At 74.1% G+C, this 26,299-nt stretch carries 24 protein-coding genes and 1 tRNA gene; 6 read left to right on the forward strand and 19 right to left on the reverse strand.

From position 1 onward, the window contains the following. Positions 1-3: 3 nt before the first annotated feature. Together phoH2 and VGI02_RS09655 are read right to left on the reverse strand one after the other, a co-directional pair. On the reverse strand, positions 4-1,347 hold the full coding sequence (phoH2, locus tag VGI02_RS09650) for an RNA 5'-3' helicase PhoH2 (RefSeq protein WP_331627168.1): 1,344 nt from the start codon (positions 1,345-1,347) through the stop codon (positions 4-6). A 451-nt stretch (positions 1,348-1,798) separates the two neighbouring features. After that, positions 1,799-3,136: an amino acid adenylation domain-containing protein gene (locus VGI02_RS09655; RefSeq protein WP_331627118.1), complete on the reverse strand. Its 1,338-nt coding sequence runs from the start codon at positions 3,134-3,136 to the stop codon at positions 1,799-1,801. 344 nt (positions 3,137-3,480) lie between these two features. Here VGI02_RS09655 and VGI02_RS09660 point away from each other — a divergent pair, with 344 nt between their 5' ends. Next, on the forward strand, positions 3,481-3,933 hold the full coding sequence (locus VGI02_RS09660; protein ID WP_331627119.1) for a hypothetical protein: 453 nt from the start codon (positions 3,481-3,483) through the stop codon (positions 3,931-3,933). A gap of 154 nt (positions 3,934-4,087) precedes the next feature. Here the strand turns inward: VGI02_RS09660 and VGI02_RS09665 are convergent, their stop codons facing one another. Continuing rightward, positions 4,088-4,867, reverse strand: a complete 780-nt coding sequence (locus VGI02_RS09665) for an isoprenyl transferase (protein WP_414638235.1) — start codon at positions 4,865-4,867, stop codon at positions 4,088-4,090. Positions 4,868-5,043: 176 nt separating this feature from the next. Between VGI02_RS09665 and trhA the strand changes: the two genes are divergently transcribed. Then, entirely contained in the window at positions 5,044-5,670 is a 627-nt protein-coding gene (gene trhA / locus VGI02_RS09670; protein ID WP_331627170.1) for a PAQR family membrane homeostasis protein TrhA, read from the forward strand. Here the strand turns inward: trhA and abmR are convergent. The 4 genes from abmR to mca all read right to left on the reverse strand — a co-directional run bounded on the left by abmR (position 5,661) and on the right by mca (position 9,822). Continuing rightward, positions 5,661-6,329, reverse strand: a complete 669-nt coding sequence (gene abmR, locus VGI02_RS09675; RefSeq protein WP_527249128.1) for an ATP-binding transcription factor AbmR — start codon at positions 6,327-6,329, stop codon at positions 5,661-5,663. The genes trhA and abmR overlap by 10 nt on opposite strands. A 164-nt stretch (positions 6,330-6,493) precedes the next feature. Further along, a complete protein-coding gene (locus tag VGI02_RS09680; RefSeq protein WP_331627120.1) occupies positions 6,494-8,536 on the reverse strand; it encodes a thioredoxin domain-containing protein in 2,043 nt (680 codons plus the stop codon). A 78-nt stretch (positions 8,537-8,614) separates the two neighbouring features. Continuing rightward, positions 8,615-8,914, reverse strand: a complete 300-nt coding sequence (locus VGI02_RS09685) for a hypothetical protein (RefSeq protein ID WP_331627121.1) — start codon at positions 8,912-8,914, stop codon at positions 8,615-8,617. Further along, positions 8,914-9,822 carry a mycothiol conjugate amidase Mca gene (mca, locus tag VGI02_RS09690; RefSeq protein ID WP_331627172.1) on the reverse strand — a complete coding sequence of 303 codons (909 nt, stop codon included), beginning with the start codon at positions 9,820-9,822 and terminating at the stop codon, positions 8,914-8,916. The genes VGI02_RS09685 and mca overlap by 1 nt, the downstream gene beginning before the upstream one ends. Before the next feature lie 310 nt (positions 9,823-10,132). Here mca and greA point away from each other — a divergent pair, with 310 nt between their 5' ends. Further along, positions 10,133-10,627: a transcription elongation factor GreA gene (gene greA / locus VGI02_RS09695; protein WP_331627122.1), complete on the forward strand. Its 495-nt coding sequence runs from the start codon at positions 10,133-10,135 to the stop codon at positions 10,625-10,627. Here the strand turns inward: greA and VGI02_RS09700 are convergent. Beyond that, positions 10,615-11,868, reverse strand: coding sequence for a threonine ammonia-lyase (locus VGI02_RS09700; RefSeq protein WP_331627123.1), 1,254 nt, complete (start codon positions 11,866-11,868; stop codon positions 10,615-10,617). The genes greA and VGI02_RS09700 overlap by 13 nt on opposite strands. 243 nt (positions 11,869-12,111) lie before the next feature. Here VGI02_RS09700 and VGI02_RS09705 point away from each other — a divergent pair, with 243 nt between their 5' ends. Continuing rightward, positions 12,112-12,381, forward strand: a complete 270-nt coding sequence (locus VGI02_RS09705; RefSeq protein ID WP_331627124.1) for a hypothetical protein — start codon at positions 12,112-12,114, stop codon at positions 12,379-12,381. An 89-nt stretch (positions 12,382-12,470) separates the two neighbouring features. Here VGI02_RS09705 and VGI02_RS09710 read toward each other — a convergent pair whose 3' ends face one another. Further along, a complete protein-coding gene (locus VGI02_RS09710) occupies positions 12,471-13,622 on the reverse strand; it encodes a cystathionine gamma-synthase (protein WP_331627125.1) in 1,152 nt (383 codons plus the stop codon). A gap of 14 nt (positions 13,623-13,636) precedes the next feature. After that, positions 13,637-15,013, reverse strand: a complete 1,377-nt coding sequence (locus VGI02_RS09715; RefSeq protein ID WP_331627126.1) for a cystathionine beta-synthase — start codon at positions 15,011-15,013, stop codon at positions 13,637-13,639. Between the two features lie 109 nt (positions 15,014-15,122). On the opposite strand from VGI02_RS09715, the gene VGI02_RS09720 reads away from it, so the two are divergent. Further along, positions 15,123-16,373: an acetyl-CoA C-acetyltransferase gene (locus VGI02_RS09720; RefSeq protein WP_331627127.1), complete on the forward strand. Its 1,251-nt coding sequence runs from the start codon at positions 15,123-15,125 to the stop codon at positions 16,371-16,373. Positions 16,374-16,437: 64 nt separating this feature from the next. On the opposite strand, the gene VGI02_RS09725 is transcribed toward VGI02_RS09720, so the two are convergent. Then, positions 16,438-17,238 carry a Bax inhibitor-1/YccA family protein gene (locus tag VGI02_RS09725; protein WP_331627128.1) on the reverse strand — a complete coding sequence of 267 codons (801 nt, stop codon included), beginning with the start codon at positions 17,236-17,238 and terminating at the stop codon, positions 16,438-16,440. A gap of 247 nt (positions 17,239-17,485) precedes the next feature. On the opposite strand from VGI02_RS09725, the gene VGI02_RS09730 reads away from it, so the two are divergent. Next, positions 17,486-17,704, forward strand: coding sequence for an antitoxin (locus VGI02_RS09730; RefSeq protein ID WP_331627129.1), 219 nt, complete (start codon positions 17,486-17,488; stop codon positions 17,702-17,704). 86 nt (positions 17,705-17,790) lie between these two features. Here the strand turns inward: VGI02_RS09730 and VGI02_RS09735 are convergent, their stop codons facing one another. The 8 genes from VGI02_RS09735 to eno form a co-directional block, all read right to left on the reverse strand. Continuing rightward, on the reverse strand, positions 17,791-20,094 hold the full coding sequence (locus VGI02_RS09735; protein WP_331627130.1) for a SpoIIE family protein phosphatase: 2,304 nt from the start codon (positions 20,092-20,094) through the stop codon (positions 17,791-17,793). A gap of 88 nt (positions 20,095-20,182) precedes the next feature. Next, positions 20,183-21,127: a PIG-L deacetylase family protein gene (locus tag VGI02_RS09740; RefSeq protein WP_331627131.1), complete on the reverse strand. Its 945-nt coding sequence runs from the start codon at positions 21,125-21,127 to the stop codon at positions 20,183-20,185. A gap of 252 nt (positions 21,128-21,379) precedes the next feature. Beyond that, a tRNA-Leu gene (locus VGI02_RS09745) sits at positions 21,380-21,453 on the reverse strand. Positions 21,454-21,466: 13 nt separating this feature from the next. Further along, positions 21,467-22,186 carry a uracil-DNA glycosylase gene (locus tag VGI02_RS09750; RefSeq protein ID WP_331627132.1) on the reverse strand — a complete coding sequence of 240 codons (720 nt, stop codon included), beginning with the start codon at positions 22,184-22,186 and terminating at the stop codon, positions 21,467-21,469. Beyond that, positions 22,183-23,181, reverse strand: a complete 999-nt coding sequence (locus VGI02_RS09755) for a Ppx/GppA phosphatase family protein (RefSeq protein ID WP_331627133.1) — start codon at positions 23,179-23,181, stop codon at positions 22,183-22,185. Before VGI02_RS09755 ends, VGI02_RS09750 begins: the two co-directional genes overlap by 4 nt. A gap of 462 nt (positions 23,182-23,643) precedes the next feature. After that, positions 23,644-24,147: a DUF501 domain-containing protein gene (locus VGI02_RS09760; RefSeq protein WP_331627134.1), complete on the reverse strand. Its 504-nt coding sequence runs from the start codon at positions 24,145-24,147 to the stop codon at positions 23,644-23,646. A gap of 15 nt (positions 24,148-24,162) precedes the next feature. Next, on the reverse strand, positions 24,163-24,948 hold the full coding sequence (locus VGI02_RS09765) for an FtsB family cell division protein (protein ID WP_331627135.1): 786 nt from the start codon (positions 24,946-24,948) through the stop codon (positions 24,163-24,165). A gap of 12 nt (positions 24,949-24,960) precedes the next feature. Then, on the reverse strand, positions 24,961-26,247 hold the full coding sequence (gene eno, locus VGI02_RS09770) for a phosphopyruvate hydratase (protein ID WP_331627136.1): 1,287 nt from the start codon (positions 26,245-26,247) through the stop codon (positions 24,961-24,963). Positions 26,248-26,299 lie beyond the last annotated feature (52 nt).

Consider the following 26,299-nt stretch of genomic DNA (forward strand, 5'->3'; position numbering starts at 1 on the left):
GCGTCAGCCCAGGCCGGCCTCGCCCTCGAGCATCTCGGTGACCAGCGCGGCGATCGGCGAGCGCTCCGAGCGGGTCAGCGTGACGTGGGCGAACAGCGGGTGGCCCTTGAGCTTCTCGATCACCGCGGCGACCCCGTCGTGGCGCCCGACCCGCAGGTTGTCGCGCTGGGCGACGTCGTGGGTGAGCACCACGCGCGAGTTCGTGCCGAGGCGGGAGAGCACCGTGAGCAGCACGTTGCGCTCCAGCGACTGGGCCTCGTCGACGATGACGAACGCGTCGTGCAGCGAGCGCCCGCGGATGTGGGTCAGCGGGAGCACCTCGAGCACACCGCGCTCGATGACCTCCTCGACGACGTTGGTCGAGACCAGCGCACCGAGGGTGTCGAACACCGCCTGGGCCCAGGGCGCCATCTTCTCGTTCTCGCCGCCGGGCAGGTAGCCGAGCTCCTGACCTCCGACGGCGTACACCGGGCGGAAGACGACGATCTTGCGGTGCTCCTGGCGCTCCAGCACCGCCTCGAGGCCGGCGCAGAGGGCGACGGCGCTCTTGCCGGTGCCCGCGCGCCCGCCGAGCGAGACGATCCCGATGTCGGGGTCGGTCAACAGGTCGATCGCGATGCGCTGCTCGGCGGAACGGCCGTGCAGCCCGAAGACGTCCCGGTCACCGCGGACGAGGCGGACCTGCTTGTCCGGCGTGACCCGCCCGAGCGCCGACGACCCGCCACCGAGCAGGCGCAGGCCGGTGTGGCACGGCAGCTCGCGCGCCGCCTCGACGTCCGCGGAACCCTCCGCGAACAGGTCGGAGATCTCGCTCGGGTCGGCGGCCACCTCGGCCATCCCGGTCCAGCCGGAGAGCACGACGTCCTGGGCGTGGTACTCGTCGGCGGGCAGACCCACCGCGGCCGCCTTGACCCGCAGCGGCATGTCCTTCGTGACGAGCGTGACCGACAGGCCGTCACGGGCGAGGTTCGCCGCGCACGCGAGGATGCGGGAGTCGTTCTCGCCGGTCCGGAAGCCCGCGGGCAGCACCGACGGGTCGGTGTGGTTGAGCTCGACGTGCAGCGTGCCGCCCTCGGGCGTGATCGCGATCGGCTCGTCCAGACGGCCGTGCGAGATACGGAGGTCGTCGAGCAGGCGCAGGGCCTCCCGGGCGAACCACCCGAGCTCCGGATGGTGCCGCTTCCCCTCGAGCTCGGTGATGACGACGAGGGGGACGACGACGTCGTGCTCGGCGAAGCGGGTCGGGGCCCACGGGTCGCTGAGCAGGACCGAGGTGTCGAGTACGTAGGTGATCCCGGCCGGCGGGGCCGGGGTCGGGGTGGTTCCAGGGATGCGGTCCGCGTCCACGGCGGTGGGGTCCACCGGGGACGTGACGCTGCCGGACACCGACGGGGGACGCTCTGCGTGCTCTGCGCTCACGGCTACTCCCTCGGCGGTCGCGGCACCCACGACCACATTCCTCGACGGACGAGTCGGTCGGGACTAGGTCGCGATGCGGAACCGGTGGCACAGCCCCCCGCCGGGAGACCTGCCTCTCCGGCGCCGAGCAGGTGGACCGGGTGCCGGCCCTCCCGCCGAGCCCGCCCGATCGACGACGCCCCGGGCCGCCGGGGGCGCGGCCGGATCGGTGCCCGGCCTTCGTGCCCCGGCGGTGCCGCGGCACCGCGATCCGAACCGACCCGTCACGTTCTCCGGCCTCCCCGGACGGTCCGCATCCGCTACGGCGCCGTCGAGGCGGACGCTACAGCCGACGACCGGCCGTTGTCGCGCGCCGAACGTGACGAGTTCATGTCGTGGCTCATACGGACGGTGACATCGGTGCGTCGTCGGCGTGGCGCGGGTACCGCTCGTCGCGCCCGGACGCGGTGTCGCCCTGCCGGTCGCGCCGTGGGCGCAGGGTCTCGCGGCGCAGACGGGCGGGCGTCCAGGACTCGTCGAGCAGCCGGGCGAAGCGGGCGCCGGTCGGGGCGCCCCCGGAGTCGAGCCACGGCCGGACCAGACGCACCCCCTCGACGTAGGTCGTGGTGTGGATCCGCCAGCGCGGGTGGGTGAGGAACTCGAGCATCCGCCCCGCCCGGTCGTCGTCGATCAGCAGCCAGCGCCGCAGGTGCGCCCGCGCCTGCTCCTCACGGTCGACGCCGGTTCCGCCGTGCAGCAGCAGTGCGGCGTCCTGCCGGACGGCGGCCAGCGGGAGCATCGCGTCCTCGACGGCCTCGCCCAGCGCGCCCTCGGCCGTCGTCGTCGGGACCCCCGCCGCGGCGAGGTGCCCTGCTGCCCACTCCCCCCAGCCCGGCCCGACGACGGCGGCGAGCCCGCACTCGGCCGCGCCCTCGGCCACGAGGCTCTGCGGCGTGCGCGCGAGGAGCAGGGTGCGCTCGGGCGCTGGCGGGGCGCCCCCCGCCAGCTCGGTCCGGGCCATCTCGGTGTGGTGACCCGGATAGGCCTCGTGCGCGGCGAGCAGCGGCAGATGACTGCGCCGGTGACCGGCGTCGCGCGAGACCGCCATCACCGAACGCCCGGGCCCGACGCGGCGCGCGAAGCCCGCCCAGGGCACGCCGGTGACGATCTCGAGGTCGACCCCCTCGCCCGCCGGCAGCCCGACGACCTCCGCGGTGCGCCCGCGCAGTGCCGCCGTCATCGTCGCGAGCCCGGCCCGCAGGCGTTCCGGAGACACCCGGTCCCGCTCCCGGAACGCGGCCAGTGCCGCGGGGAGTGCGCGCGGCGGGGTGGCGAGGACGCCCGCGAGCCGCTCGTGGGCGGCGCGGTAGTCGTCGGGCTCGCCGGGACCGACCGCGACCCCGAGGCAGTCCCGGACCTCCTCGACGACGCCGACGTCCTCGCCCGCCGCCCGGGCGGCGATCACCTCGCACGCGGCGAGCTGCGCGTCGAGGTACTCCGCGCGGTCCGGGTCGGCGGCACCGTCGGGACCGACCGCGCCGTCGTGGGTGAGCCTGCGACGCAGTTCGGCGGCGTCGCGGCGCAGCCCGACCGGGTCGGGCCGGGGCTCGTCGGCCAGGCGGCCGACGATCGCGGGGTCGCCGAGATGGGCGTCCACGAGCCCCGGGACCACGCGTCCGAGGCGCAGTCCGAGCGCCACGTAGGCCCGCGCGAGCCCCTCGGGGTCACATCCGTCCACCGCGACGGGACAGTACCCGTCAGTGGCCGTCCGGGGGCCTCGGCGCGGACGCGGCGTCACTGGATACGACGCCCGGGTGTCGAGGTCGGTGACGGATCGCGCGCTGAATGCTCCCGGTGGGTCGGGTGCGGCACCGATCCCGACGCGGGTCCCACCCGATTCGGTGACTCAAGTAGCGGTACGAATTGTCCGCCACTCGATCAGGGAATAGCCGATGCCCACGGCCCGGTGGCTTCGTTAGGTTTTACGTCATCAGCCACACCGTCCGTGAGGCTGGAACACACGAAAGCGGTCACCCGGACCCCGATCCGGGAATCGCACTCAGACGAGGGAGATATCTCCGAATGCTGCTGAAGAAGGCGGGAATGGTCGTCCTGGCCGCGGGCGCCGGCATGGTTGCGCTGACGCCGGCCGCGTTCGCGGGCGACGCGCCGTCGTCGTCGTCCGACAGCGGCCACAGCTGGGGCGGGGACGACCACGGCGGTCAGGACCACGGCTGGGGCCACGGTCACCACAAGCACTCGAAGGACAAGGGTGGCGCCTCGGCCACCAACGGCGACTGCGCCAACTTCGGCAGCCAGCTCGTCGGCGCGAACTGCACCAACGTCCAGGCGCCGATCAACCAGCTGGGTGTGCTCAGCAAGTACGACAACCACGGCGGCAGCGGCGCCAACGGTGCGTCGGCGAAGAACGGCGACTCGGCCAACTTCGGCGACCAGCTCATCGGCCTCAACGGCACGAACGTGCAGGCCCCGATCAACCAGCTCGGCGTGCTCTCGAGCTACGACAACCACTGAGCCGACCTGACGAACCACGCCGCGGCCTCCCGGTTACCTGGGAGCGTGCCGGGAGTCCGCGGCGTGGGTCACCCAACGCACCGGCGCGTCCGTGCCCATCGGGGGATGGCACGGGCGCGCCGGTGCGTCGTGCTGTCCGGAGAACGGCGCGAGCTCAGCCGCCGTAGCGACGGTGCCGGTCGGAGTAATCGCGCAGCGCACGCAGGAAATCGATGCGCCGGAACTGCGGCCAGAATGCCTCGGTGAAATAGAACTCCGAGTACACCGACTGCCACATGAGGAATCCCGAGAGCCGCTGCTCGCCCGAGGTGCGGATGACGAGGTCGGGGTCGGGCTGACCCGAGGTGTAGAGGTGCTCGGCGATGTGGTCGACGTCGAGGACCTCCGCGAGCTCCTCGATCGACGTGCCCGCCTCCGCGTGGCGCAACAGCAGCTTGCGGACCGCGTCCGCGATCTCCTGGCGTCCGCCGTACCCGACGGCGGCGTTGACCTGCATCCCGGTGCGGCCCTCGGTGCTCGCGGCGGCCGCGGCCAGCCGTTCCGCGGTGGCGGCGGGGACCAGGTCGGGGTTCCCGACCACCCGCAGCCGCCAGCGACGGTCCGGAGCCGCGAGGCCCTCCACCGCCGCGGCGATGATCTCGTGGAGCTGCTCGAGCTCGTCGGTGGGGCGGCCCAGGTTGTCGGTCGAGAGGAGGAACAGCGTCACGACCTCCACGCCGGCGTCGTCGGCCCAGTCGAGCATGTCGACGATCTTGCGGGCGCCGACGCGGTGGCCGTCGCTCGGATCGGTCAGGCCGACCTCGCGGGCCCAGCGGCGGTTGCCGTCGAGGATGACCCCCACGTGCCGCGGCGGGTGGCTGACCGCGACCCGGTGACGCAGCCGTCGCTCGTAGAGCGAGTAGGCCACCTCACGGATGTTGTCCCGGACGCTCACGGGCGGCCAGGTTACGCCGCCGAGGTCACGGATCGAGCCCGCGTCCCCACTCGGACGGCCGGGTCGCACGCCCGTTACCGCGCGGTCGTCGGACGTTCCCCGGAACCGCGCGCAGCTGCCCTACCCTGGTTCCCGTGAGCCTCACCGACTCGCCCTCGCCCCCGACCAAGCCGCGTATGCGCGGATGGCTGCACCTCTGGTCGTTCGCGGTCGGGATCGCGGCGGGCGCGACGCTCATCGCGCTCGCGGGCTCCACCGTGTCCGCCGAGGCCGCCGTCGCGTGCGCGGTCTACTCCGCGACGGTGCTGGGCCTGTTCGGCATCAGCGCGCTGTACCACCGCCGGTCGTGGACCTCGCCGCGGGCGCGCACGATGATGAAGCGGCTCGACCACGCGATGATCTTCATCTTCATCGCGGGCACCTACACACCGTTCGCGGTGCTCGCCCTCCCCGAACGGACCGGGCTGATGGTCCTGCTCGTGGTGTGGATCGGGGCGATCGGCGGGGCGACGCTCAAGCTCGCCCGCCCGCACGCCCCACGGTGGGTCGGGGTGCCGTTCTACCTGGCCCTGGGCTGGGTCGCGGTGTTCGTGCTGCCCGACCTTCTCCACCGCGGGGGCGTGGCGGCGCTGGTCCTGCTGCTCATCGGCGGCGGCTTCTACACCCTCGGGGCACTCTGTTACGCCTTTCAGCGGCCCATCGGATGGCCGAGGACGTTCGGGTACCACGAGTTCTTCCACGCGGCGACCGTCGTCGCGGCGATCTGCCACTACGTCGCGATCTGGCTGGTCCTCTACGCTTGAGGGTCGGACGGCGCGTCGGCCGGGCCGTCCCCGGTTTCGTCGTCCTCGCCGTCGAGTCGCGGACCCCGCGCCCGGAGCTCGTCGACCGTGCTCATGGCCTCGCGGAGCTCGGCGAGCCATGGCTCGGTGTGCTCGCCCACCAGCGCCACCGCCCAGGCCAGCGCCTCGGAGCGCGAGCGCGCCACCCCGGCGTCGACCAGGGTGTCGAGCACGCGCCGCTCGGGCTGACGCAGCCGCGTCATCACCGGCACCGACAGCGTCGTGAACAGCTCCTCGACGCCATCCTCGTCGCCCGGTCCCGCGATCCGGGCACCCCAGGCCACCTTGCGCCCGTAGCGGTGCTCGGCCTGCCGGGCGATCTCCATGCGGTCCTCGCGGGTCTCCTCCCGATACCGGCTGATCCGCCCGGTCGCGGTCGCCGCGCGGGCCGCCGCGTCGGTGTCCGTGCCCGCTTCCGGCGCCGGCAGCTCGCCGACGACCAGGATCTCCTCGCGGTCCACCGTGACCTCGGGGGCACCGACGAACCATCCGTCGGGCAGCCGCCCCGCGAGCCACGCCGTCAGGTCGTCCGTCGGCGGGAGCTCGCTCGTGGGGCGCCCGCCCCGGCCGACCCGTCCACCGCCGCCGGGGCGTCCCCGGTGTCCTCGTCCCACCATCATCTCGACTCCTCGTGTTTCGCGCCTGCACCGATTACAGCATTACATGCACGCAGGAGTCGACGCCGTTCGCCGAGGGAGGACGGGATCACCTGACGTCAGGAAAGTCGCGTTGCAGACACTGAGCGTCTGGAACGCGACTTTCCTGACACCCGGGGGTGGGCCGCTCAGACGGCGCGCAGGGCGTCCGCGAGCTCCTCGGGCGAGACGGTCGGGCGCCGGCAGACGTACCCGCGGCACACGTAGGCCGCGGCCCCGCCCTCGACGAGCGGGCGGTCGGCGAGCAGCGGCACCCCGGGCGCGTCCGGCTCGCCCGCCACCACGACGGTGCCGCCCGGGGCCGCCCGCCGGGCCGCCGCCAGCAACGGCTCCCGCTGGGCCTCATCCCGTCCGACGACGGCGACCTGCAGCGGGCCGCGCAGGGCCGCCTCGGCCGCGGCGGCCCAGCCGCCCGCGAACCGCGCGTGCCGGCTGAGGAGGGTGCCTGCCGTGGTGAGCGCGGCCTCGGCGACGCCCCGGTAGCGCTCCGCCCGCTCGGGTCCCGCGAGCACCGCCGCGGTGACCAGGGCCGCCGTCAGCACCGAGGACCCGCAGGGCGTGGCCCCGTCGGTGATCTCCCGCGGTCGGCTGACCAGCGCCTCGGCGTCGTCGGCGGTGTCCCAGAACGCGCCGGTCGGGGCGCCCGCCTCGTCGTGCTCGGCGAAGTGCTCGAGGGCGACGTCGAGCAGCCCGCAGGCCTCGTCGAGCCAGCGCGCCTCGGCCGTGGCCTGGTGCAGCGCGAGCAGTCCCTCCGCGAGCGCCGCGTGGTCCTCGAGCACCCCGGGGGCCTCGCCCACCGTGCCGTCGCGGGAGGTGCGGCGCAGGCGACCGTGGACGACGTGGGTGCGCAGCAGCAGGCTCGCGGCCCGGCGCGCGGCGGCCAGCCAGTCCGGCCGCCCGAGTGCCGCCGCGCCCTCGACGAGCGCCGTGACGGCGAGCCCGTTCCAGGCGGCGACGACCTTGTCGTCCCGCGCCGGCTGCGGGCGCGCGCCGCGGGCGGTGAGCAGGGCCTTGCGAGCGGCCTGCCAGCGCCCCTGGTCGTCGGGGTCGGCAGGCATCTGCAGCGTCGAGCGGCCGTTCTCGAACGTGCCCGCCTCCGTGACGGCCAGCAGCTCCGCCGCCCACGCGCCCTCGGCCGGCCCGAGGACGTCGGCGAGCTCGGCAGGCGACCACACGTAGGTCGAGCCCTCCTCCCCCGCGGCGTCGGCGTCGAGCGCCGAGGCGAACCCGCCCTCGGAGGTGCGCAGGTCGCGGAGCAGGAAGCTCCCGGTGAGCTCCGCCGCGTGGCGGGCGAGCGTGGAGGCCTCGGGGCGCCCGGACGTCAGGCGGGCCTCGTGGACGTAGCTGCGCAGCAGCAGGGCGTTGTCATAGAGCATCTTCTCGAAGTGCGGCACGACCCAGCCCGCGTCGACCGAGTAGCGCGCGAAGCCGCCCGCGAGCTGGTCGAACAGCCCGCCACGGGCCATCCGCTCGTGCGTCGCGGTCGCCATCCACCACGCGGCCTCGCTGCCGGTGCGCTCGTGATGGCGCAGCAGGAACTCGAGCACCGACGACGGCGGGAACTTCGGGGCCCCGCCGAAGCCGGCGGCCACCCGGTCGAACTCGCCCTCCAGCACGTCGATCGCGCCGGCGAGCGTCGCCTCGTCCACCGCCGCCGCGGGCAGCGAGCGCGCGACCCCGGCGAGCCGGTCGGCGATCCGGGCGGCGGCGCTGCGCACCGAGTCGCCGTCGGTCTCCCACGCCTTCGCCACGGCCGTGAGGAGCTGCGGGAACGAGGGCATCCCGCCCTGCGCCTGCGCCGGGTAGTAGGTGCCGCAGTGGAAGGGCTGAGCGTCCGGGGTGAGGAAGCACGTCATCGGCCAGCCGCCCTGGCCGGTCATGGCCTGGGTGGCCTCCATGTAGACCGCGTCGACGTCGGGCCGTTCCTCCCGGTCGACCTTGACGGCCACGAAGTGCTCGTTGACGAAGGACGCGATCCGGGGGTCCGAGAACGACTCGTGGGCCATGACGTGGCACCAGTGACAGGCCGAGTAGCCGACCGAGAGCAGTACCGGGACCCCGCGCTCACGGGCCTCGTCGAACGCCGCGGTCTCCCAGGGCCGCCAGTCGATCGGGTTGTCCGCGTGCTGGCGCAGGTACGGACTCGTCGAGTCCGCGAGCCGGTTGGCCATGCACCCGATCGTCGCACGGGGTCACCACCGCGTCGCCCGGACGGCCGGCGCGGGCCCCGGGCCGGGCCCGCCTGCCCGTCAGCCGTCCGGGGAGCCCCGCTCGCGGACCGGACCCGTCTCGGTGCCCGTCGCGCCCGTGGTCGTCGGCCCGTCCTCCGTCGTCCCGGCCCCGGAGTCGGCGTCCTGCGGAGGGTCGAACGACTCCGGGACGTTGCGCAGCCGCTTGTTCATCGACCGGATGAGCAGCACCGTCGCGATGGCCAGCAGCAGGATCACGACGAGGGCGATCGGCGAGGTCTTGCCGAACTCCTCCCCGCGGTCGGCGCCCGGCGCGGGCGGCTGGGCCTGCGCGAGCAGGATCACGACGGAGGCGGGCATCACGGCGTCAGCACCCGCTCGCGGACCCCGGCGAACAGGTCGCCGTCCACCGCCGACTCGGTCTCCTCCGGGTCCCCGACCAGGGACCGCGCGAGCTCGTAGTCCTCGGTCGGCCAGACGCGCTGCTGCATCTCCAGCGGCATCTGGAACCAGCGGCCGTTGGGGTCGATCTGCGTGGCGTGGGCGAGCAGCGCCTGATCGCGGACCGAGAAGAACTCGCCGCAGCGAACCCGCGTGGTCACCCGGGTGCCGGGGTCGGTCCGCGAGTCGTCCCAGCGCTCCAGCCACTCCGCCCACGGCGACTCCAGGCCCGCGCCCAGCAGCGCCTCGTGGAAGGCGAGCACCCGGGCCTTCGAGAACCCGTGGGAGTAGTACAGCTTCAGCGGCTGCCAGGGCTCGCCCGCCTCGGGGAAGCGGTCCGGGTCCCCGCAGGCCTCCCAGGCCGCCATGGACACCTCGTGGCAGCGGATGTGGTCCGGGTGCGGGTAGCCGCCGTTCTCGTCGTAGGTCACGACGACGTGCGGCCGGAACTCGCGCATCACCCGGACCAGCGCCTCGGTGGGCACCTCGAGCGGCTCGAGCGCGAAGCAACCCTCGGGCAGCGGCGGCTTGGGGTCGCCCTCCGGCAGCCCGGAGTCGACGAAGCCGAGCCAGCGGTGCTCCACGCCCAGGATCTCGGCGGCACGGGCCATCTCCGTCCGGCGCACGCCGATCATGTCGGCGAGCACCTCGGGGCGGTCCATGGCCGGATTGAGGATGCTCCCGGCCTCACCCCCGGTGCACGTGACGACCATGACCTCGGCGCCTTCCGAGACGTAGCGCGCACACGTCGCCGCGCCCTTGCTCGACTCGTCGTCCGGGTGCGCGTGCACCGTCATCAACCGCAGCTGATCTCCCACGCCCCCCATCATCCACCGCACCCCCGACAGCCTGCCGGGCCGCTCGCCCCGAAAGGCCCGGAACACACGATCGCCGCAGGTCGCACAGGCCCTGTGAGATTCTCCGGAGATCCGGGAACCTCCCGGGGGCATCGTTCGTACGGCTCCCGCCGGGGCCCGACCGTGTTAGTGTCGCCCGACACGGCCCGCATGCCGCGGGTCGTGTTTTTCCGTCTGTGGACGCTCCCGTCCCGGCCTCGCCGGGACCCGCGGGTGCCGACCGAGAGCAGGCAGCCGCCCCGCGAACCGGCGGGACCGGACCTCCGAGGAGTTGATCGCCGTGACCGAGACGCAGACCCAGGTGACCTGGCTGACTCAGGATGCCTACGACCGTCTCAAGGCCGAGCTCGACGACCTCGTGGGGCAGCGTCCCGCGATCGCACAGAAGATCAACGCCGCCCGCGAGGAGGGCGACCTCAAGGAGAACGGCGGCTACCACGCGGCCCGCGAGGAGCAGGGCGTGATGGAGGCCCGCATCCGCCACCTGCAGGAGCTGTTGCACACCGCGAAGGTCGGCGAGACGCCCACCGAGTCGGGCACCGCCGTCCCGGGCACCGTGCTCACGGTCCGGTTCGAGGGCGACGACGACACGGAGACCTTCCTGCTCGGCTCGCGTGAGGAGGGGTCGCACGGCGACCTCGAGGTCTACTCGCCGAACTCGCCGCTGGGCTCGGCACTCATCGGCGCCAAGGCCGGGGACACCGTGAGCTACGACCTGCCCGACGGCGGGGCGATGGAGGTCACGCTGGTCTCCGCGGAGCCCTACTCGCCCTGAGTCCCGGCCCCGCCCGGCTCCACCGTGCCCTCCACGACGGCGTACCCCGCCTCGCGGAGGGCGTCGACCATCGCGGTCCGGTGATCGTGCCCGCGCGCCTCGAGCGTGAGGGCCACCTCCACCGAGCCCAGCGCGAGCGGCCCGAGGTCCGCCGAGACCCCGAGGCGGCGGTGCTCGACGTCCACCACGTTCCCGCCGAGTCGCCCGACGCGGGCGAGGAGGTCGGCGAGGTAGCCGGGGCGGTCGGGCAGCCGCACCCGCAGGCTCGCGTAGCGCCCGGCCGCCGCCATGCCCCGGCGGACGATCTCGTCGAGCATCAACGGGTCGACGTTGCCGCCGGAGAGCACCGCGACGACCGGCGCCCGCCACCGCCCGGGGTACTCCGCGAGCGCGGCGACCGCGGCGGCCCCCGCCGGTTCGACGAGCAGCTTGCCGCGCTCGAGACATTGGAGCACCGCCCGGGACAACGCCTCCTCGCTGACCGTGACGATCTCGTCCACCTGGGCGCTGACCTGCGCGAACGTCAGCTCGCCCGGGCGCGGCACCGCGATGCCGTCGGCGATGGTCGCGCCCGTGACCGTCACCGGGACGCCGGCCTCGAGCGAAGGTGGCCAGGCCGCCAGCGCCTCGGCCTGGGCGCCGACGACGCCGACCCCGGTACCCGCCAGCGCGGCCGCGATCCCGGCCACCAGCCCCCCGCCGCCGGTGCAGACGACGACCGTGGCGACGTCCGGGACCTGCTCGAGGATCTCCAGCCCGACGGTGCCCTGGCCCGCGACGATGTCCGGGTGGTCGAAGGGGTGGATGAGCACGGCGCCGGTGCGCTCGGCGAACTCCCGCGCGCCGGTCAGCGTCGCGTCGAAGGTGTCGACGAGCTCGACGTCGGCGCCGTAGCCGCGCGTGGCCGCGAGCTTGGGCAGCGGCGCGCCCGCGGGCATGAACACCGTCGCGTGGGTGCCGAGCAGGCCCGCCGCGAGCGCGACGCCCTGGGCGTGGTTGCCCGCACTCGCCGCGACGACGCCGCGGGCGCGCTCGTCGTCGGTGAGCCGCTGGATGCGCCGGTACGCACCTCGGATCTTGAAACTGCCGGTGCGCTGGAGGTTCTCGCACTTGAGGCTCACCGGTCCGCCCGCGGAGCGCGCGAGCACCCGGGACGGCTCGACCGGCGTCCGCCGCACCACGCCTGCGAGGGCGACCCGCGCCGCCTCGACGTCCTCGCGGGTCACCAGGGTCTGCGGCACGACGGCGATGGTGCCTGTCGGCCCGCGGCCGGGGCACCCCGGGAGTTCCCGGCGCGGCGGTGACGTCGCCGACCGGTTCACCCCGGCGACGGACGGGGCGGGGCAGGCCGCGACGGGCGCCGCCCGCGTCCGGTCGGCGCTGCGCGGGACTCGTCGGTCGGACGGGTCGAACCGAACGCCCGACGTGTGCGGATGTGGTCGGTAGCCTGTGTTGAGAGCGTGAACGGGCCGGGAGGGCAACGGATGACCGGGACACAGAGCGTCGGCGCACGCCGGCCGGTCCGCCGGGCCGCGCGCCTCGGGCTCATCGCCCCCCTCGTCGCGGCCGCCGCACTGACCGGCGCCGCCGTCTTCACCGTCTCGCAGGCCGGCTGCGACGACCCCGGAACCCTCGTCTCCACCCACCACGGGCCCGTGCTCGTGGGCGGGTGCAGCGTGCCCGGGCTGGTCCTGCCGGGCCACACCCCGCCGCACGGCTCCGCGAACGACCAGGCGGACGCCCGCCGGGGTTAGCCGGTCGGACGATCCCGTACGGAACGAACGACTCGTTCGTGGCGTCTATGTGCACGAACGAGTCGTTCGTTCGGTTCGCGGGAGGCGCCTCAGCGACCCGCGAGGGCCTGGAGCAGGTCCTCGACCAGGTCGTCGCCGTCCTCGATGCCCACCGAGAGGCGCACCAGGTCCGACGGCACCTCCAGCGGCGAGCCCGCCGTCGACGCGTGGGTCATCGCTCCCGGGTGCTCGATCAGCGACTCCACGCCGCCCAGGGACTCCGCGAGGGTGAACACCCGCGTCGCCGCGCACAGCGCCCGCGCCGCGGCGTCGCCCCCGGCCAGCCGGATCGACACCATGCCGCCGAACCGGCGCATCTGCTTGGCGGCCGTCTCGTGGCCGGGGTGCGAGGCCAGCCCCGGGTAGAGCACGGACGCGACGGCGGAGTGCGCGTCGAGCGCCTCCACGACCCGCTCGGCGTTGTCGCAGTGGCGCTCCATGCGCACCGCGAGCGTCTTGATCCCGCGGGTGGTCAGGAAGCAGTCGAACGGCCCCGGCACCGCGCCCATGCCGTTCTGCAGCCGTGCGAGGTCGGCGGCGAGGTCCTCGTCGGAGGTCACCACGGCTCCGCCGACCACGTCGGAGTGGCCGCCCAGGTACTTCGTCGTCGAGTGGACGACGACGTGCGCGCCCAGGGCGAGCGGCTGCTGGAGGTAGGGCGAGGCGAAGGTGTTGTCGACGACGAGGCGCAGCCCGTGCTCCCCGGCGATCCCGGCCAGCGCGGGCACGTCCGCGACGGTGAGCAGCGGGTTGGTCGGCGTCTCGCACCACAGGAGCTTCGTCTCGGGAAGGATCGCCGCGCGGACGGCGTCGAGGTCCGCGAGGTCGACCGCCGAGTAGTGGACGCCCCAGTCCGCGAGCACCGTCGAGACCAACCGGAACGTCCCGCCGTACGCGTCGATCGGGATGACCACGTGGTCGCCCGGGCGCAGCGTCGCGCGGAAGATCGTGTCCTCGGCGGCCATGCCGGAGGCGAACGCGCGGCAGAACCGCCCACCCTCGAGCGCCGCTAGCTGCGCCTCCAGGGCGGTCCGCGTCGGGTTGCCGGTCCTGGCGTACTCGTAGCCCGAGCGCAGTCCCCCGACGCCGTCCTGCGCGAACGTCGACGTGGCGTGCACCGGCACGACGACGGAGCCGGTGGTCGGGTCCGGCGCCTGACCGGCGTGGATGGCGCGGGTGGCGAAGCCGTGCTGGTCGGTCACGTCCCGATTCTCCACTACCTGCCGGCCAGGAACGCGAGCACGTCCGCCCGCGAGACGATCCCCGCGGGCCGCCCGTCGGAGATGATCAGCAGCCCGTCCCCACCCTGCAGCGAGGTCATGGCCTGCGAGAGCGGCTCGGTGATCCCGACGGTCGGCAGCGGCGGCGCGAGGTGGTCCTCGACGCGGTCGGTGAGCGAGGCCTTGCCGGTGAACAGCCGGTCCAGCAGGTCCCGCTCGGTGACGGCGCCGCGGACCTCGGCCATCATCACCGGCGGCTCGGCCTTGACGATCGGCATCTGCGAGACGCTGAACTCGCGCATGATCGCGACGATGTCGGAGACCGTCTCGTTCGGGTGCCCGTGCACCAGGTCGGGGATCGAACCGTCCTTGCCCCGCAGCACGTCCCCGACGGTGAACTCGGTCGTGTCGGCCTGCATGAAGCCGTACGAGGCCATCCACTGGTCGTTGAAGACCGTCGACAGGTAGCCGCGCCCGCCGTCGGGCAGCAGGACGACGACGACGTCGTCGGGCCCCAGCTCCGAGGCGATCCGCGCCGCCGCCTCCGTCGCCATCCCGCAGGACCCGCCGACGAGCAGGGCCTCCTCGCGGCCCATCCGCCGGGTCATGTGGAACGAGTCGCCGTCGGAGACCGCGACGATCCGGTCGCAGACCTCGCGGTCGTACGTGCTGGGCCAGAAGTCCTCGCCGACGCCCTCGACCAGGTAGGGCCTACCCTCGCCGCCGGAGTACACCGAGCCGAGCGGGTCGGCCCCGATGATCTGCACGCGCCCGCCCGACACGTCCTTGAGGTAGCGGCCGGTGCCCGAGATGGTGCCGCCGGTCCCGACGCCCGCGACGAAGTGCGTGATGCGGCCCTCGGTCTGCTCCCAGATCTCCGGACCGGTGGAGGCGACGTGGGACGCCGGGTTGGCCGGGTTGGCGTACTGGTTGGGCTTCCAGCCGCCCTCGGTCTCGCGGGCCAGCCGGTCGGACACCGAGTAGTAGGAGTCGGGATGCTCCGGCTCGACGGCGGCGGGGCAGACGACGACCTCGGCCCCGTAGGCGCGCAGGGCGTCCTGCTTGGCGACACTGACCTTGTCCGGGACCACGAAGATGCAGTGGTAGCCGCGCTGCTGGGCGATGATCGCGAGCCCGATGCCGGTGTTTCCCGAGGTCGGCTCGACGATCGTCCCGCCGCGCTTGAGCTCGCCCGACTCCTCGGCCGCGATGATCATCTTCTCGGCGATGCGGTCCTTCACGCTGCCGCCGGGGTTGAAGTACTCGACCTTGGCGAGCACGAGCGGCGCATCCGGGCCCGCGGGCACGACGTGGCTCAGCTTCACCAACGGGGTGTGTCCGACGAGGTCCGCGACGTGCTCGACGTACTGCATGTCGACCATCCTGCCGGTCGTCGGCAACAGCGGCCGGGTTGTGCGGCGAATCACCGGTGTGGGGGGTTCGACGGGGTGCGCGGCGCCACAGCGCGCCTAGGGTTCGGCCATGGCCCAGAACTCCGGGACGCCCGACGCCGTGATCGTCTCCGCCGCCCGCTCGCCCATCGGCCGCGCCCGCAAGGGCGCGCTCGCCGGGATGCGTCCCGACGACCTCGCCGCCCAGATGGTCCGCGCCGCCCTCGACGCCGTGCCGTCACTCCCGCCGACCGAGGTCGAGGACCTCATGCTCGGCTGCGGCCTGCCCGGCGGCGAGCAGGGCTACAACATGGGCCGGATCGTCGCGGTGGAGCTCGGGCTCGACACCGTCCCGGGCACCACGATCACCCGCTACTGCTCGTCGTCGCTGCAGACGATCCGGATGGCCGCGCACGCGATCCGTGCCGGCGAGGGCGACGTGTTCGTCGCGGCCGGGGTCGAGGCGGTCTCGCGGTTCGAGAAGGGCTCGTCGGACGGCCTGCCCGGCACCCAGAACCCGCGCTTCGACGAGGCCCAGGCGCGGACCGCGCAGACCGCCGCCTCCGGGGCCGACGAGTGGCACGACCCGCGGGCCGACGACCTGCTCCCCGACGCCTACATCGCCATGGGCCAGACCGCGGAGAACGTGGCGCTGGCAGAGAACGTCTCCCGCGAGGAGATGGACCACTTCGCGGTGCGCTCGCAGAACCGCGCCGAGCAGTCGGCGGGCGACGGCTTCTGGGCGCGCGAGATCACCCCGGTGACACTGCCCGACGGCTCGGTGGTCGCCGCCGACGACTCCCCGCGCCCCGGCACCACCTACGACGCCGTCGCCGGGCTGAAGCCGGTGTTCCGTCCCGACGGGCGCATCACCGCGGGCAACGCGTGCCCGCTGAACGACGGCGCGGCCGCGGTGGTCGTGATGTCCTCGACGCGCGCCGCCGAGCTCGGCATCACCCCGCTCGCCCGGGTGGTGTCGACCGGTGTCACCGGGCTCTCCCCCGAGATCATGGGACTGGGGCCGATCGGGGCCTCGCAGCAGGCGCTGCGCCGGGCCGGGCTGACCATCGACGACGTCGACCTCGTGGAGATCAACGAGGCGTTCGCCGCGCAGGTCCTCCCGTCGGCCCGCGGCCTGGGCCTGTCCGAGTCGGCGATCGAGGCCAAGCTCAACGTCCACGGCGGGTCGATCGCCGTCGGCCATCCGTTCGGTATGACCGGCGCGCGCATCGCGACCACGCTGATGAACGGGCTGCGCAGGAAGGACGCGACCATCGGGCTGGAGACGATGTGCGTCGGCGGCGGGCAGGGTATGGCGATGGTGCTCGAGCGCCTGTCCTGACGGGAACGACCGAGGGCACCGCCTGCCACTCCAGGTGGCCGACGGTGCCCTCCGGTCGCCGCCGCTAATTTCGGAAGTAGCTCAGCAGCTGCAGGATCTCGATGTAGAGCCAGACCAGGGTCGTCATGAACCCGAAGGCGAGGTACCAGGCGAAGCGCGCGGGCACGCCGGCCTTGACGGCCTGGTCGGCCTGGTCGAAGTCGAGGAGCAGCATGAACGCCCCGATCCCGATACAGACCAGGCTGAAGATGATCGCGAGCGGTCCGCCCGAGCGCAGACCCAGGCCGTCCTGGGTGAAGAACCCGACGATGAGGTTGGCGAGCATGAGCACGATGACGCCGATGGCGGCGCCGATGATCATCTTCGTCAGGCGGGGCGTGACCCGGATGGCACCGGTCTTGTAGACCACGAGCATGCCGATGAACACGCCGACCACGCCGAGGATCGCCTGGAAGCCGATGCCGGCGTACTGGTTGCTCGACGACTCGAGCGCCCCGGTGATCGCGCCCAGCGCCATGCCCTCGGCCACCGAGTAGGTGATCACCAGCGCGGGGTTGGTGCTCTGCTTGAAGATGATGACCAGCGCGACGACCAGGCCGACGACGAAGCCGACGATCCCGAGCAGGTAGAGCCCGCTGATCGCGGTGAGCACGCCCACGCCGATGCTGATGACGGCGTTCAGCGCGGTCTTCTGGACGACGTCGTCGACGGTCAGCGGCCGGTCGGTGGCACCCGCCACCGGGGCCGAGCCCCCGGGACCGCCGCCGAGGCCGCCCCCGAGACCTGCCGGCGCGTCCCCGAACCGCGCATACCCACCGGGTGACGTCGGCAGCCTGCGGAACGCCGGGTTGCTGCTGGTGCGCACTCGTCCTCCTTCACGTGCGAGGGGCGGCCGCCCTGCCGTGGGCCCGACCGCAGGGCGTTCCTGCGGCGGTCGACCGCTCTCCAAATCTTCCAACGCGCGAAGCGGCATCGAGGTTCCCGCCGGGTAAAAGCGCTTTTACTCACCTCCTGAATCAGGTTCTGCTTCAGATCGGGCAGGGTCGATCACGTGTCGATCACGGCTCAGGGGGCACACTCCCAGGACTGACCCCGAGGTTCAGGAGGACGCCGTGGCAGGTCTCGGTGACATGGTGAACAAGGCCAAGGAGTGGGCCGGGGAGAACCCGGACAAGGCCGACTCCTTCGTGGACAAGGGCGGCGACGCCGTCAAGGGCAAGCTGGGTGGCCACGAGGAGCAGGTCGACCAGTTCGGCGACAAGGCGAAGGGCTTCCTGCACGGGGAGAACCCGCCGGAGGGCGAGCAGCCCCCGCCCCCGCCCCCGCAGTAGGCAGGCGCGAGGAAGCGCCACACACGTCACGGCCGGCGGCCCGATCCGGGTCCGCCGGCCGTCGTGTGTCCGGCCGGGACCGGCCCTCAGTCGCCGAGCCGGATCGCGAGCAGCACCGCGTCGTCGCGCAGACCCTCGGCACCGAGGACCTCGAGCACGTGGTCGCACAGTGCGCCCACGTCCTCGACGTGCCCCTCGGCGGCCACGGTGCGGACCAGCAGGTCGGTGCGCTCGTCCGGGTCGAACCCCGGCCCCTCGATGAGCCCGTCGGTGTGCAGCACGAGCAGGTCACCGGGCCGGCAGCGCACCTCGGTGCACTCCCGCGGTGCCTCGCGGGTCGCGCCGATGAGCGGCGAGAGGTTGCCGGTGAGCAGTTCGACGCTGCCGTCGCCGCGGCGCAGCAGGGGCGGCGGGTGCCCGGCGTTGCAGTAGCCGAGGACCCAGCCGTCGTCGTCCTGGGCACGTTCCAGGCGGCCGAACACCGCGGTCGCCATGGCCGCCATGTGCAATCCCTGCACCAGGTCGTTGCAGCGGTCGATGACCGCCTCCGGCCCGAGGCCCTCCCACGCGTACGAGCGCAGCACACCGCGCAGCTCACCCATCGCCGCGGCGGCCCGCAGGTCGTGCCCGACGACGTCGCCGACCGCCACGCCCACCGCGCCGTCGGGCAGCGGCATCAGGTCGTACCAGTCGCCGCCGACCTGCGCGCCGTCGGTCGCGGCGAGGTAGCGCGAGGCCACCGTGAGGCCGGGGACCGCGGGCACCGCGGGCAGCAGGCTGCGCTGCAGCGTCTCCGCCGCGCCGTGCTCACGGGCGTAGAGGCGGGCGTTGTCGACCGCGAGCCCGGCGCGGGCCGCCAGGTCGCTCGCGAGGTAGAGGTCGCGCTGGGAGTAGCGCCGGCCGTAGGGCAGCTCGGTGCCCAGGGTGAGCGCGCCCAGGACCTGCCCGCGCGCGCGGAGCGGGACCACGATCGCGGACCGGGGCCGCAGCTGCTCGTAGCGGGCCATGAGGTCCGGCTCGTCACGCAGCCCCTCCGGGCGCACCGGGAGCTCCGGCAGCAGCGACGGGGCGCCGCCGGCCAGGACGCGGTCCACCGGGTCGTCGTCGTCCTCGGTCGGGGTGATCCAGCGGCCCAGCATGCCGACCGTCTCGGTCTTGGTGTCGTCGCGGTGGTTGACCGCGACCCGGTGCGCCGACGTCGGGAGGCCGACCTCGTCGAGCAGGTCGACGCAGCAGTAGTCGGCGAGCGCGGGGACCACGATGCGAGCCAACGCCCGAGCGGCTCCACCCGCGTCGAGCGACGCCGTCATCGCGGCGGTGGAGTCGGTGAGCAGGCGGAGCTGCTCGCGGGTCTCCTCGGCCGCGGCGAGCGCGGCACGGCGCTCGTTCTCGACCATGACCCGCTCGGTGACGTCGGCCTGGACACCGACGAAGTTGACGACCTGCCCGCCGCCGTCGAACACCGGGGAGATCGACACCTGGTTCCAGAACGCAGTGCCGTCCCGCCGGTAGTTGAGCAGGACCTCGGTGATCGCCCGCTCGTCGGCCAGTGCGCTGCGGATCCGCGAGATCGACGTCGGGTCGGTGTTCGGCCCCTGCAGGAAGCGGCAGTTGCGGCCGAGGACCTCGTCGAGGTCGTAGCCGGTGAGTCGCGTGAACGCCGGGTTCACCCAGACCAGCGGGTTCTGGTCCTTGGCGGGGTCGGAGATGGTGAACGACAGCTCGGTGGCGACGACCGCGCGGTCGCGCATCATCTCGAGGTGACGCTGCGCCCCGGCCCCGGAGAGCTGCAGGAACACGACGAGCGCGAGCCGTCGGCGGGCGTCGTCCTCGGCCTCGGAGAGCGGGAACCCGGTGACCCACAGGAGGCGGCCCTCGGCCTCCTCGCGCTCCTCGGCGGTGGCATCGGACCCCTTGCGGGCGGCGTCCGCGATGGCGACCGGCTCACCGGAGACCGGGATGCCCTGGGCGACCCGGGACAGCGGCGAGGCGGTGTCGCGCATCGCGCGACCGGAGAGGTCGGTCAGGCCCGCGGCCTCGCTCCACGCATCGATGTCGAGCGGGAGCTGGGCGCGACCACCGGTGAGCTCCTGGGCCGAGCCGTTGGCATAGGTCACGGTGCCGGCGTCGAGGTCGATCAGCGCGACCGCGGCAGGCGCGGTGTGCAGGACCTGCGGGAGGTCGCCCCCGACGGCGTCGACGGCGACGCTGTCGCGGACGCGGGCGGCCTCGTCGGCCATGCCGGCATCGGGGTACCCGATGCCCGCCCAGTCCGGTCCGTCCGCGCTCGAGACCCTCACCCCCTCCAGGTCGGCAGGCACGTCGGCCGCGCACTCGTCCGGTCGCGAGGTGGCCACATCCCCGGCGTCGCCGTTGGTCCTGCCGGTCACCCGGTGAAGCCTAGCCACCCGGGTACGGGTCGGCCCGACGCGCCACCGTCCGGGGGGACGGGCCGGTCGTGAGGCACGTGGCGCGGCCTCACACCAGGAAGACCTCGCGCGGCCCCGGCGCCGACCCGTCCGGGAGCTCGAGGTCGTGCGCGGGGTCTCCGGCACCCCCGCCGAGCGCGGCGCTGAAGGCCTCGCTCGCGGCGTGCTTGCGGGCGATCACGGTGTCGCTGAGCACGACCTGGCGCGCCCGGCGCCACGGCACCTCGTCGGAGTCCGGCCCGGCCCAGCTCCACGCCCGGTCCAGCCAGCGCACCAGGCGGACGCGGTAGGCGGCCGTGACGATCTCCGCCGCCCGGCCCGCGGCCTCGTGGTCGTCGTCCCCGTCGCCGGACCAGGGCGCGAGCACGCAGAGGCCGGACGGGTCCTCGTCGAACCCGACGATCTCGCTGATCGCGCCCACGACGTCCGGTTCGGCCTGCGCGACGCCCCCGTCGGGCAGGCCGAGGCGGTGCCTGCGGACGACGGAGAGCCCGAGCGCGCGGTACGCGGCCTCGGCGGCGGCCTCGTCGGGGTCGGCCGGGTCCTCGCCGGCACCGTCGGCGTCGTCGCCGGTCAGCTCGGCGTCGAGCCGTCCCGCGAGGAGGTCGTCGATCGTGAAGGAGTCCTGCGGGGCGCCCGGACCCACGAGCACCTCGGGGTCGTCGTTCAGCCGGCCGTCGCGGACGGTGTCGCCCCCGCCCGACGGCGTGGGGCAGGAGCGGGTGGGGCGCTCGGTGACCGACAGGACGTCGACCTCGGCGTGGCGCGACCCCAGGCGGCGCAGCAGCCCGCCGGCGGCGCGGATCTCGTCCCGGGGGTGCGGTGCGACGACGACGATGCGCCGGCAGGCCCGCAGCGTGAGCGGGCGGAGCGACTCCAGCGCCTGCCACGGCGGCCGGAGGACGGAGTCCCCCGGTCCGGACGACGGCACGTCGGTCGGGCGCCGCGGGCCGTCGTGGCCCACGGGCAGCGCGACGTCCTCGAAGTCAGCCACCCCGCTCACCTCCTGTCCGAATTCTGTCCTATGGGGCTCGCCCGTTCGGAGCAGTACTCGCGGGTGAACGCCGAGCGGTCCGGACCGGGATGCAAGCGGTCACACGACGGACGAGCCCTCCCCCGGCCTCGCGACCCAGCATGGCCTGCCCGGGTGAGGGCACGACGACGGTGATCTCACCCCGGAGCGACGACGGGGTGAACGGGGGTGAACGACCCACCCGAGGAGGGGGTCCGGCTGGTGAACACGGCGTGCCCCCGGTGGGACTCGAACCCACACTGCAGCGATTTTAAGTCGCCTGCCTCTGCCGATTGGGCTACAGGGGCCCCGCGACGGACCCTACTGGGTCAGACCGGCCGCACCGGCGGCGCGGGAGAGCACCTCCTCCAGCATCGCGGGGGTGAGCCGTCCGGTGAAGGTGTTCTGCTGGCTCACGTGGTAGCAGCCGAAGAGCTGCATCGGGGGGCGCGTATCGCGGGGTGCGAGGGTCACGTGCGCCCCGTGCCCGAACGTCGGGCGCGGTCGCGGGACCACCCACCCGGCATCGAGCACCGGGAGCAGGGCCTGCCATCCGAAGCCACCGAGCACGACGACGGCGCGGGCGTCGCCGAGCAGCGCCAGCTCGCGTTCCAGGAACGGCCGGCAGGTGTCGCGTTCGGCGGGCGTCGGCTTGTTCGCCGGTGGGGCGCAGCGGACGGGCGCCACGATCCGGACGCCGAAGAGCTCGAGCCCGTCGTCGAGGTGCGTGGCCGTGGGCTGGGACGCGAGCCCGACGGCGTGCATGGCCGCGAAGAGCACGTCGCCGCTGCGGTCGCCGGTGAACATCCGCCCGGTGCGGTTGGCACCGTGCGCGGCGGGCGCGAGCCCCACGACGAGCAGCCGCGCGTCGGCCGGCCCGAACCCCGGCACCGGGCGGCCCCAGTAGGTCCAGTCGCGGAACGCGGCCCGCTTCTCGGCCGCGACCTGCTCCCGCCAGGCCACCAGGCGGGGGCAGGCACGGCAGTCGGCGATCTCGGCGTCGAGGGCGGCGAGGTCCCGCTCCCGGCCCGGCGCGCTCACGCCTCGGGGTCCGGCTCCGGCTCCGGCGCGCGGCGTCTCCCGCCGGCGCACTCGCGCGCGATGCCGTCGAGGATGTCGTGCTCGGAGACCACGAGCTCGGTGATCCCCGCGCGCTCGGCGAGCTCGTCCGCGAGCACCCGGATCACCAGTGCGCCCGCACCGATGACGTCGACCCGCCCGGGATGCATCGGGCCGAGCTCCGCCCGCTGCTCGCGCGGCATCTCCTCGAGGCGACGGCAGGTACCGCGCACGTCGTCGAGGCCGAGGCGGGCGAGGTGGATGCGCTCGGGGTCGTAGCTGCGCAGGTTCATGGCCACCGCGGCGATGGTGGTGGCGGTGCCCGCGACCGCGACCCAGGTCTGCACCTGCCCGACCTCGACCGCCTCGAACGCCGGCGCGAGCGTCGCGCGCACGAAGTCCTCGGCCTCGGCCACCTGCTCGGCGGTCGGGGGGTCGTCGTGCAGGATCTTCTCGGCGACCCGCACGCAGCCGACGTTCGCCGAGTAGGCCGCCGCGACATCGGCGGCGATGGCGTCCCAGGTCCCCGTGACCAGCTCCGTCGAGCCCCCGCCGACGTCGGCGACGACGCACGGACCCTCGTCGGGGTCGAGGTCGGCGACGGCGCCCGCGAACGACAGGCGCGCCTCCTCGTCGCCGCTGATCACCTCGGCCTCGACGCCGATGATGTCGCGCACCATGTCGAAGAACTCGTCGCGGTTCTCCGCGTCGCGGGTCGCGGACGTCGCGCACAGCCGGACGGTGGTGGTGGACGTGCGGCGCAGCATCTCGCCGTAGGCGAGCAGCGCCTCCTTGGTCCGCGCGAGCGACTCCGGCGCGAGGCGCCGCGTGGCGTCCACACCCTGGCCGAGACGGTTGATCCGCATCTCGCGGTGCACGTCGCGCAGCCATTGCGAGCCGTCCTCCCGGACGGTGACGTCCGCGACGAGCAGCCGGATCGAGTTGGTCCCGCAGTCGATGGCCGCGACGCGCGGCATGGGCACTCCCTCGCAGAAGGCGGTGGCCTGGTCCGCGAGGACGCTAGCAAGGGTGCCGTGACCCCGGGTGACGGACGGCAGGTGACCGGCCACCGGGCGGCGGACGGCGGGTGTCGCCGCCCGGTGGTCGGTCCGCAGCCGCGAGGTCCGGCGGAGGACCCCGCGTCCCGGTGGGCCGTCCGCACCACCGGAGAACCGGGCCGGCGACCGCTGCGGAGCGTCACCGACCAGGCAATGGTGCTGCCCGGGCGGGCCGCCGGGCAATCCAGGACGGGGGTCGCCACCGGGCCGTGTCGCGAGATCACCCGTGTCGCGACCGGCGACGACGCTGCGTCGACCACCGGAGGTCGCGATCGCGGGGGCGGGCGTACACGACCCGGCGACGTCGGGCCCGGATCCGCTACTCGGGTCTCGTCAGAAAAGTCCCGTTGCAGACACTGGACGTCCGGAAAGCGTCGTCGATCACTGCGGGGCGGCGTGGAGGCCCACGCACGGCCCGGCCGCCCACCACTCGGGCAGGCGGGCGAGCGTCTCGTCGCCCACGGGGTTCACCCCGGGGCCCGCCGCGAGGGTGTGCGCGACGTGCACGTGGAGGCATTTCACCCGGGTGGGCATGCCACCCGCGCTGACCTCGATCCCGAGGGGCTCGATGGCGTCACGCTCGGCGAGGTAGGCGCGGTGGGCGGACTCGTACGCGGCGGCGAAGCCGGGGTCGGTCTCGAGGCGCTCGGTCTGCGACCGCATGAGGCCCTCCGCCTCCAGGCTCCCGATCCGGGACGCCAGGCGCGGGCAGGTCGCGTAGTAGAGCGTCGGGAACGGCGTGCCGTCCTCGAGACGTGGCGCGGTCACCACCGTCGAGGGCAGCCCGCACGGGCAGCGGTGCGCCACGCCGCGCAACCCGCGGGGAGCGCGCCCGATCTGCGCGCCGACGGCCTCCCGGTCGCCCTCGCGCAGCGGCTCAGCCATCGGGGTCCGACCGGCTCACGGGGCCGTCCCGAGCGTCCCGCGGGCGACGCGGGTGTACCAGGGCAGGTCGGCCTCGGACGGCGCGAGCGCGGCGGCCCCGACACTGGTCGGTTGGTTCGCGGCGTCGCCGGGGAGCTCGACGCGGTAGGGCGTCTCGCCGGGGCGCGCGTACCCGAGGCGGGCGCGGGCGAGGGCCTCGACGTGGGCCGGGTCGTCCATCGCCGCGCGCTCACCCCGCAGCGCCGCGGCGTCGGTGTCGAGGCGGTGCTGCTGCTCGGCGACGGCCGCCAGCTCGTGGCGCTGGGAGACGTAGTTGCGCAGCGGCACCGCGACGGTCAGGGCCAGGGCGCACACGACGACGGCGAGGAGCGCCGCGCGCCGCGCGGTCGAGAGGCCGAGGGCCCCCCGGGTGGCCCGGGCTGCGCGGGCGGCGGCCTGCGCGGCGGCGGGCGCGGTGCCGCTCTGGCGCCCGGACAGCGGATGGCGGCGCAGGGCGGTGCGCTGGGGATCCCGGCGGGGCCCCTGGCGCGCACGGACCCGGGTCCGGGGTCGGCCCGCCGCCCCGGCCTGGCCGGATGCGGTGGACGACCCGGCCGTCGTCGCGGTCGCGGTCGTCGTGCCCGAGCGGGCGGCGCCCGACGACGAGCCCGAGCGAGCGGCGCCCGACGTCGTGCCCGAGCGGGCGGCGCCCGTCGACGAGCCGGACCGGCCCGCACCGGCCGCCGCCGAGCGGCCCCCGGCCGACTCGCGGCCGGAGGCCGGGTCGGGCTTCGGGGGCTGCGAGCGGGGCCGGGTGGGCACGGTCGGCGGGCCTCAGCTCTCCGGGTCGAAGCGCGGGAAGGCCAGGTCGCCCGCGTAGCGCGCGGCGTCTCCCAGAGCTTCCTCGATCCGCAGGAGCTGGTTGTACTTCGCGACCCGCTCGGACCGGGCCGGGGCACCGGTCTTGATCTGGCCGCAGTTGGTGGCGACGGCGAGGTCGGCGATCGTCGTGTCCTCGGTCTCGCCGGAGCGGTGACTCATCATGCAGCGGTAGCCGTACTGCTGCGCGAGGCTCATCGCGTCGAGCGTCTCCGAGAGCGTGCCGATCTGGTTGACCTTCACGAGCAGCGCGTTCGCGGCGCGCCGCTCGATGCCCTCCTCGAGCCGCTCGATGTTGGTGACGAAGAGGTCGTCGCCGACGATCTGGACGCGGTCGCCGATGTCGGCGGTGAGCCGGCTCCAGCCCTCCCAGTCGTTCTCCGAGAGCGGGTCCTCGATGGAGACCAGCGGGTAGGAGTCGAGCAGCTCGGCGTAGTACGAGCTCATCTGCGCGGCGCTGCGCTTCTGGCCCTCGAAGGTGTAGGTGCCGTCGGAGAACAGCTCGCTCGCGGCCACGTCGAGCGCGAGCACGACGTCGCGGCCGAGGGTGAGCCCCGCCTGGCCGACCGCGGTGCTGATGAGGTCGAGCGCCTCCCGGTTGTTCGGCAGCGACGGCGCGAACCCGCCCTCGTCACCGAGCCCGGTCGAGAGGCCGTTCTTCTTCAGGACCGCCTTCAGCGCCTGGTAGACCTCCGCGCCCCAGCGCAGCGCCTCGCGGAAGGTGTCCGCACCGACCGGCGCGACCATGAACTCCTGGACGTCGACGCCGGAGTCGGCGTGGGCGCCCCCGTTGAGGATGTTCAGCATCGGCACCGGGAGCACGTGGGCGTTCGGGCCGCCGATGTAGCGGAAGAGATCCAGCTCGGCGGACTCGGCGGCCGCGCGGGCGACGGCGAGACTCACACCGAGGAGGGCGTTCGCCCCGAGCCGGGACTTGTCCGGGGTGCCGTCGAGGTCGATCAGCTTCTGGTCGACGACCCGCTGCTCGGTGGCGTCCATCCCGACGAGGCCGGGACCGATCTCGTCGAGCACCCCGCCGACGGCCTTCTCGACGCCCTTGCCGAGGTAGCGGCTGCGGTCGCCGTCGCGCAGCTCGACCGCCTCGTGCTCCCCGGTACTCGCTCCTGATGGGACCGCGGCCCGGGTGAGCGTGCCGTCGTCGAGCGCGACCTCCACCTCGACCGTCGGGGTCCCCCGGGAGTCCAGGATTTCCCGAGCACCGACCTGCTCGATGACCGCCACGGATCCGCCTCCTACTGCCACGACTGTGCTCGGACCGGGCGCCGATGCTAGC

Source organism: Actinomycetospora sp. (genome assembly GCF_036497245.1).
In the GTDB taxonomy this organism is placed as follows: domain Bacteria; phylum Actinomycetota; class Actinomycetes; order Mycobacteriales; family Pseudonocardiaceae; genus Actinomycetospora.

What these genes read in the sequence shown, in the direction of transcription:
- VGI02_RS09660 (WP_331627119.1), top strand. Translation starts at nt 3,481, where the DNA reads ATGCTGCTGAAGAAGGCGGGAATGGTCGTCCTGGCCGCGGGCGCCGGC.
- trhA (WP_331627170.1), top strand. Translation starts at nt 5,044, where the DNA reads ATGCGCGGATGGCTGCACCTCTGGTCGTTCGCGGTCGGGATCGCGGCG.
- abmR (WP_527249128.1), bottom strand. Translation starts at nt 6,329, where the DNA reads ATGATGGTGGGACGAGGACACCGGGGACGCCCCGGCGGCGGTGGACGG.
- VGI02_RS09680 (WP_331627120.1), bottom strand. Translation starts at nt 8,536, where the DNA reads ATGGCCAACCGGCTCGCGGACTCGACGAGTCCGTACCTGCGCCAGCAC.
- VGI02_RS09685 (WP_331627121.1), bottom strand. Translation starts at nt 8,914, where the DNA reads ATGCCCGCCTCCGTCGTGATCCTGCTCGCGCAGGCCCAGCCGCCCGCG.
- mca (WP_331627172.1), bottom strand. Translation starts at nt 9,822, where the DNA reads ATGGGGGGCGTGGGAGATCAGCTGCGGTTGATGACGGTGCACGCGCAC.
- VGI02_RS09705 (WP_331627124.1), top strand. Translation starts at nt 12,112, where the DNA reads ATGACCGGGACACAGAGCGTCGGCGCACGCCGGCCGGTCCGCCGGGCC.
- VGI02_RS09715 (WP_331627126.1), bottom strand. Translation starts at nt 15,013, where the DNA reads ATGCAGTACGTCGAGCACGTCGCGGACCTCGTCGGACACACCCCGTTG.
- VGI02_RS09720 (WP_331627127.1), top strand. Translation starts at nt 15,123, where the DNA reads ATGGCCCAGAACTCCGGGACGCCCGACGCCGTGATCGTCTCCGCCGCC.
- VGI02_RS09755 (WP_331627133.1), bottom strand. Translation starts at nt 23,181, where the DNA reads ATGCCGCGCGTCGCGGCCATCGACTGCGGGACCAACTCGATCCGGCTG.
- VGI02_RS09760 (WP_331627134.1), bottom strand. Translation starts at nt 24,147, where the DNA reads ATGGCTGAGCCGCTGCGCGAGGGCGACCGGGAGGCCGTCGGCGCGCAG.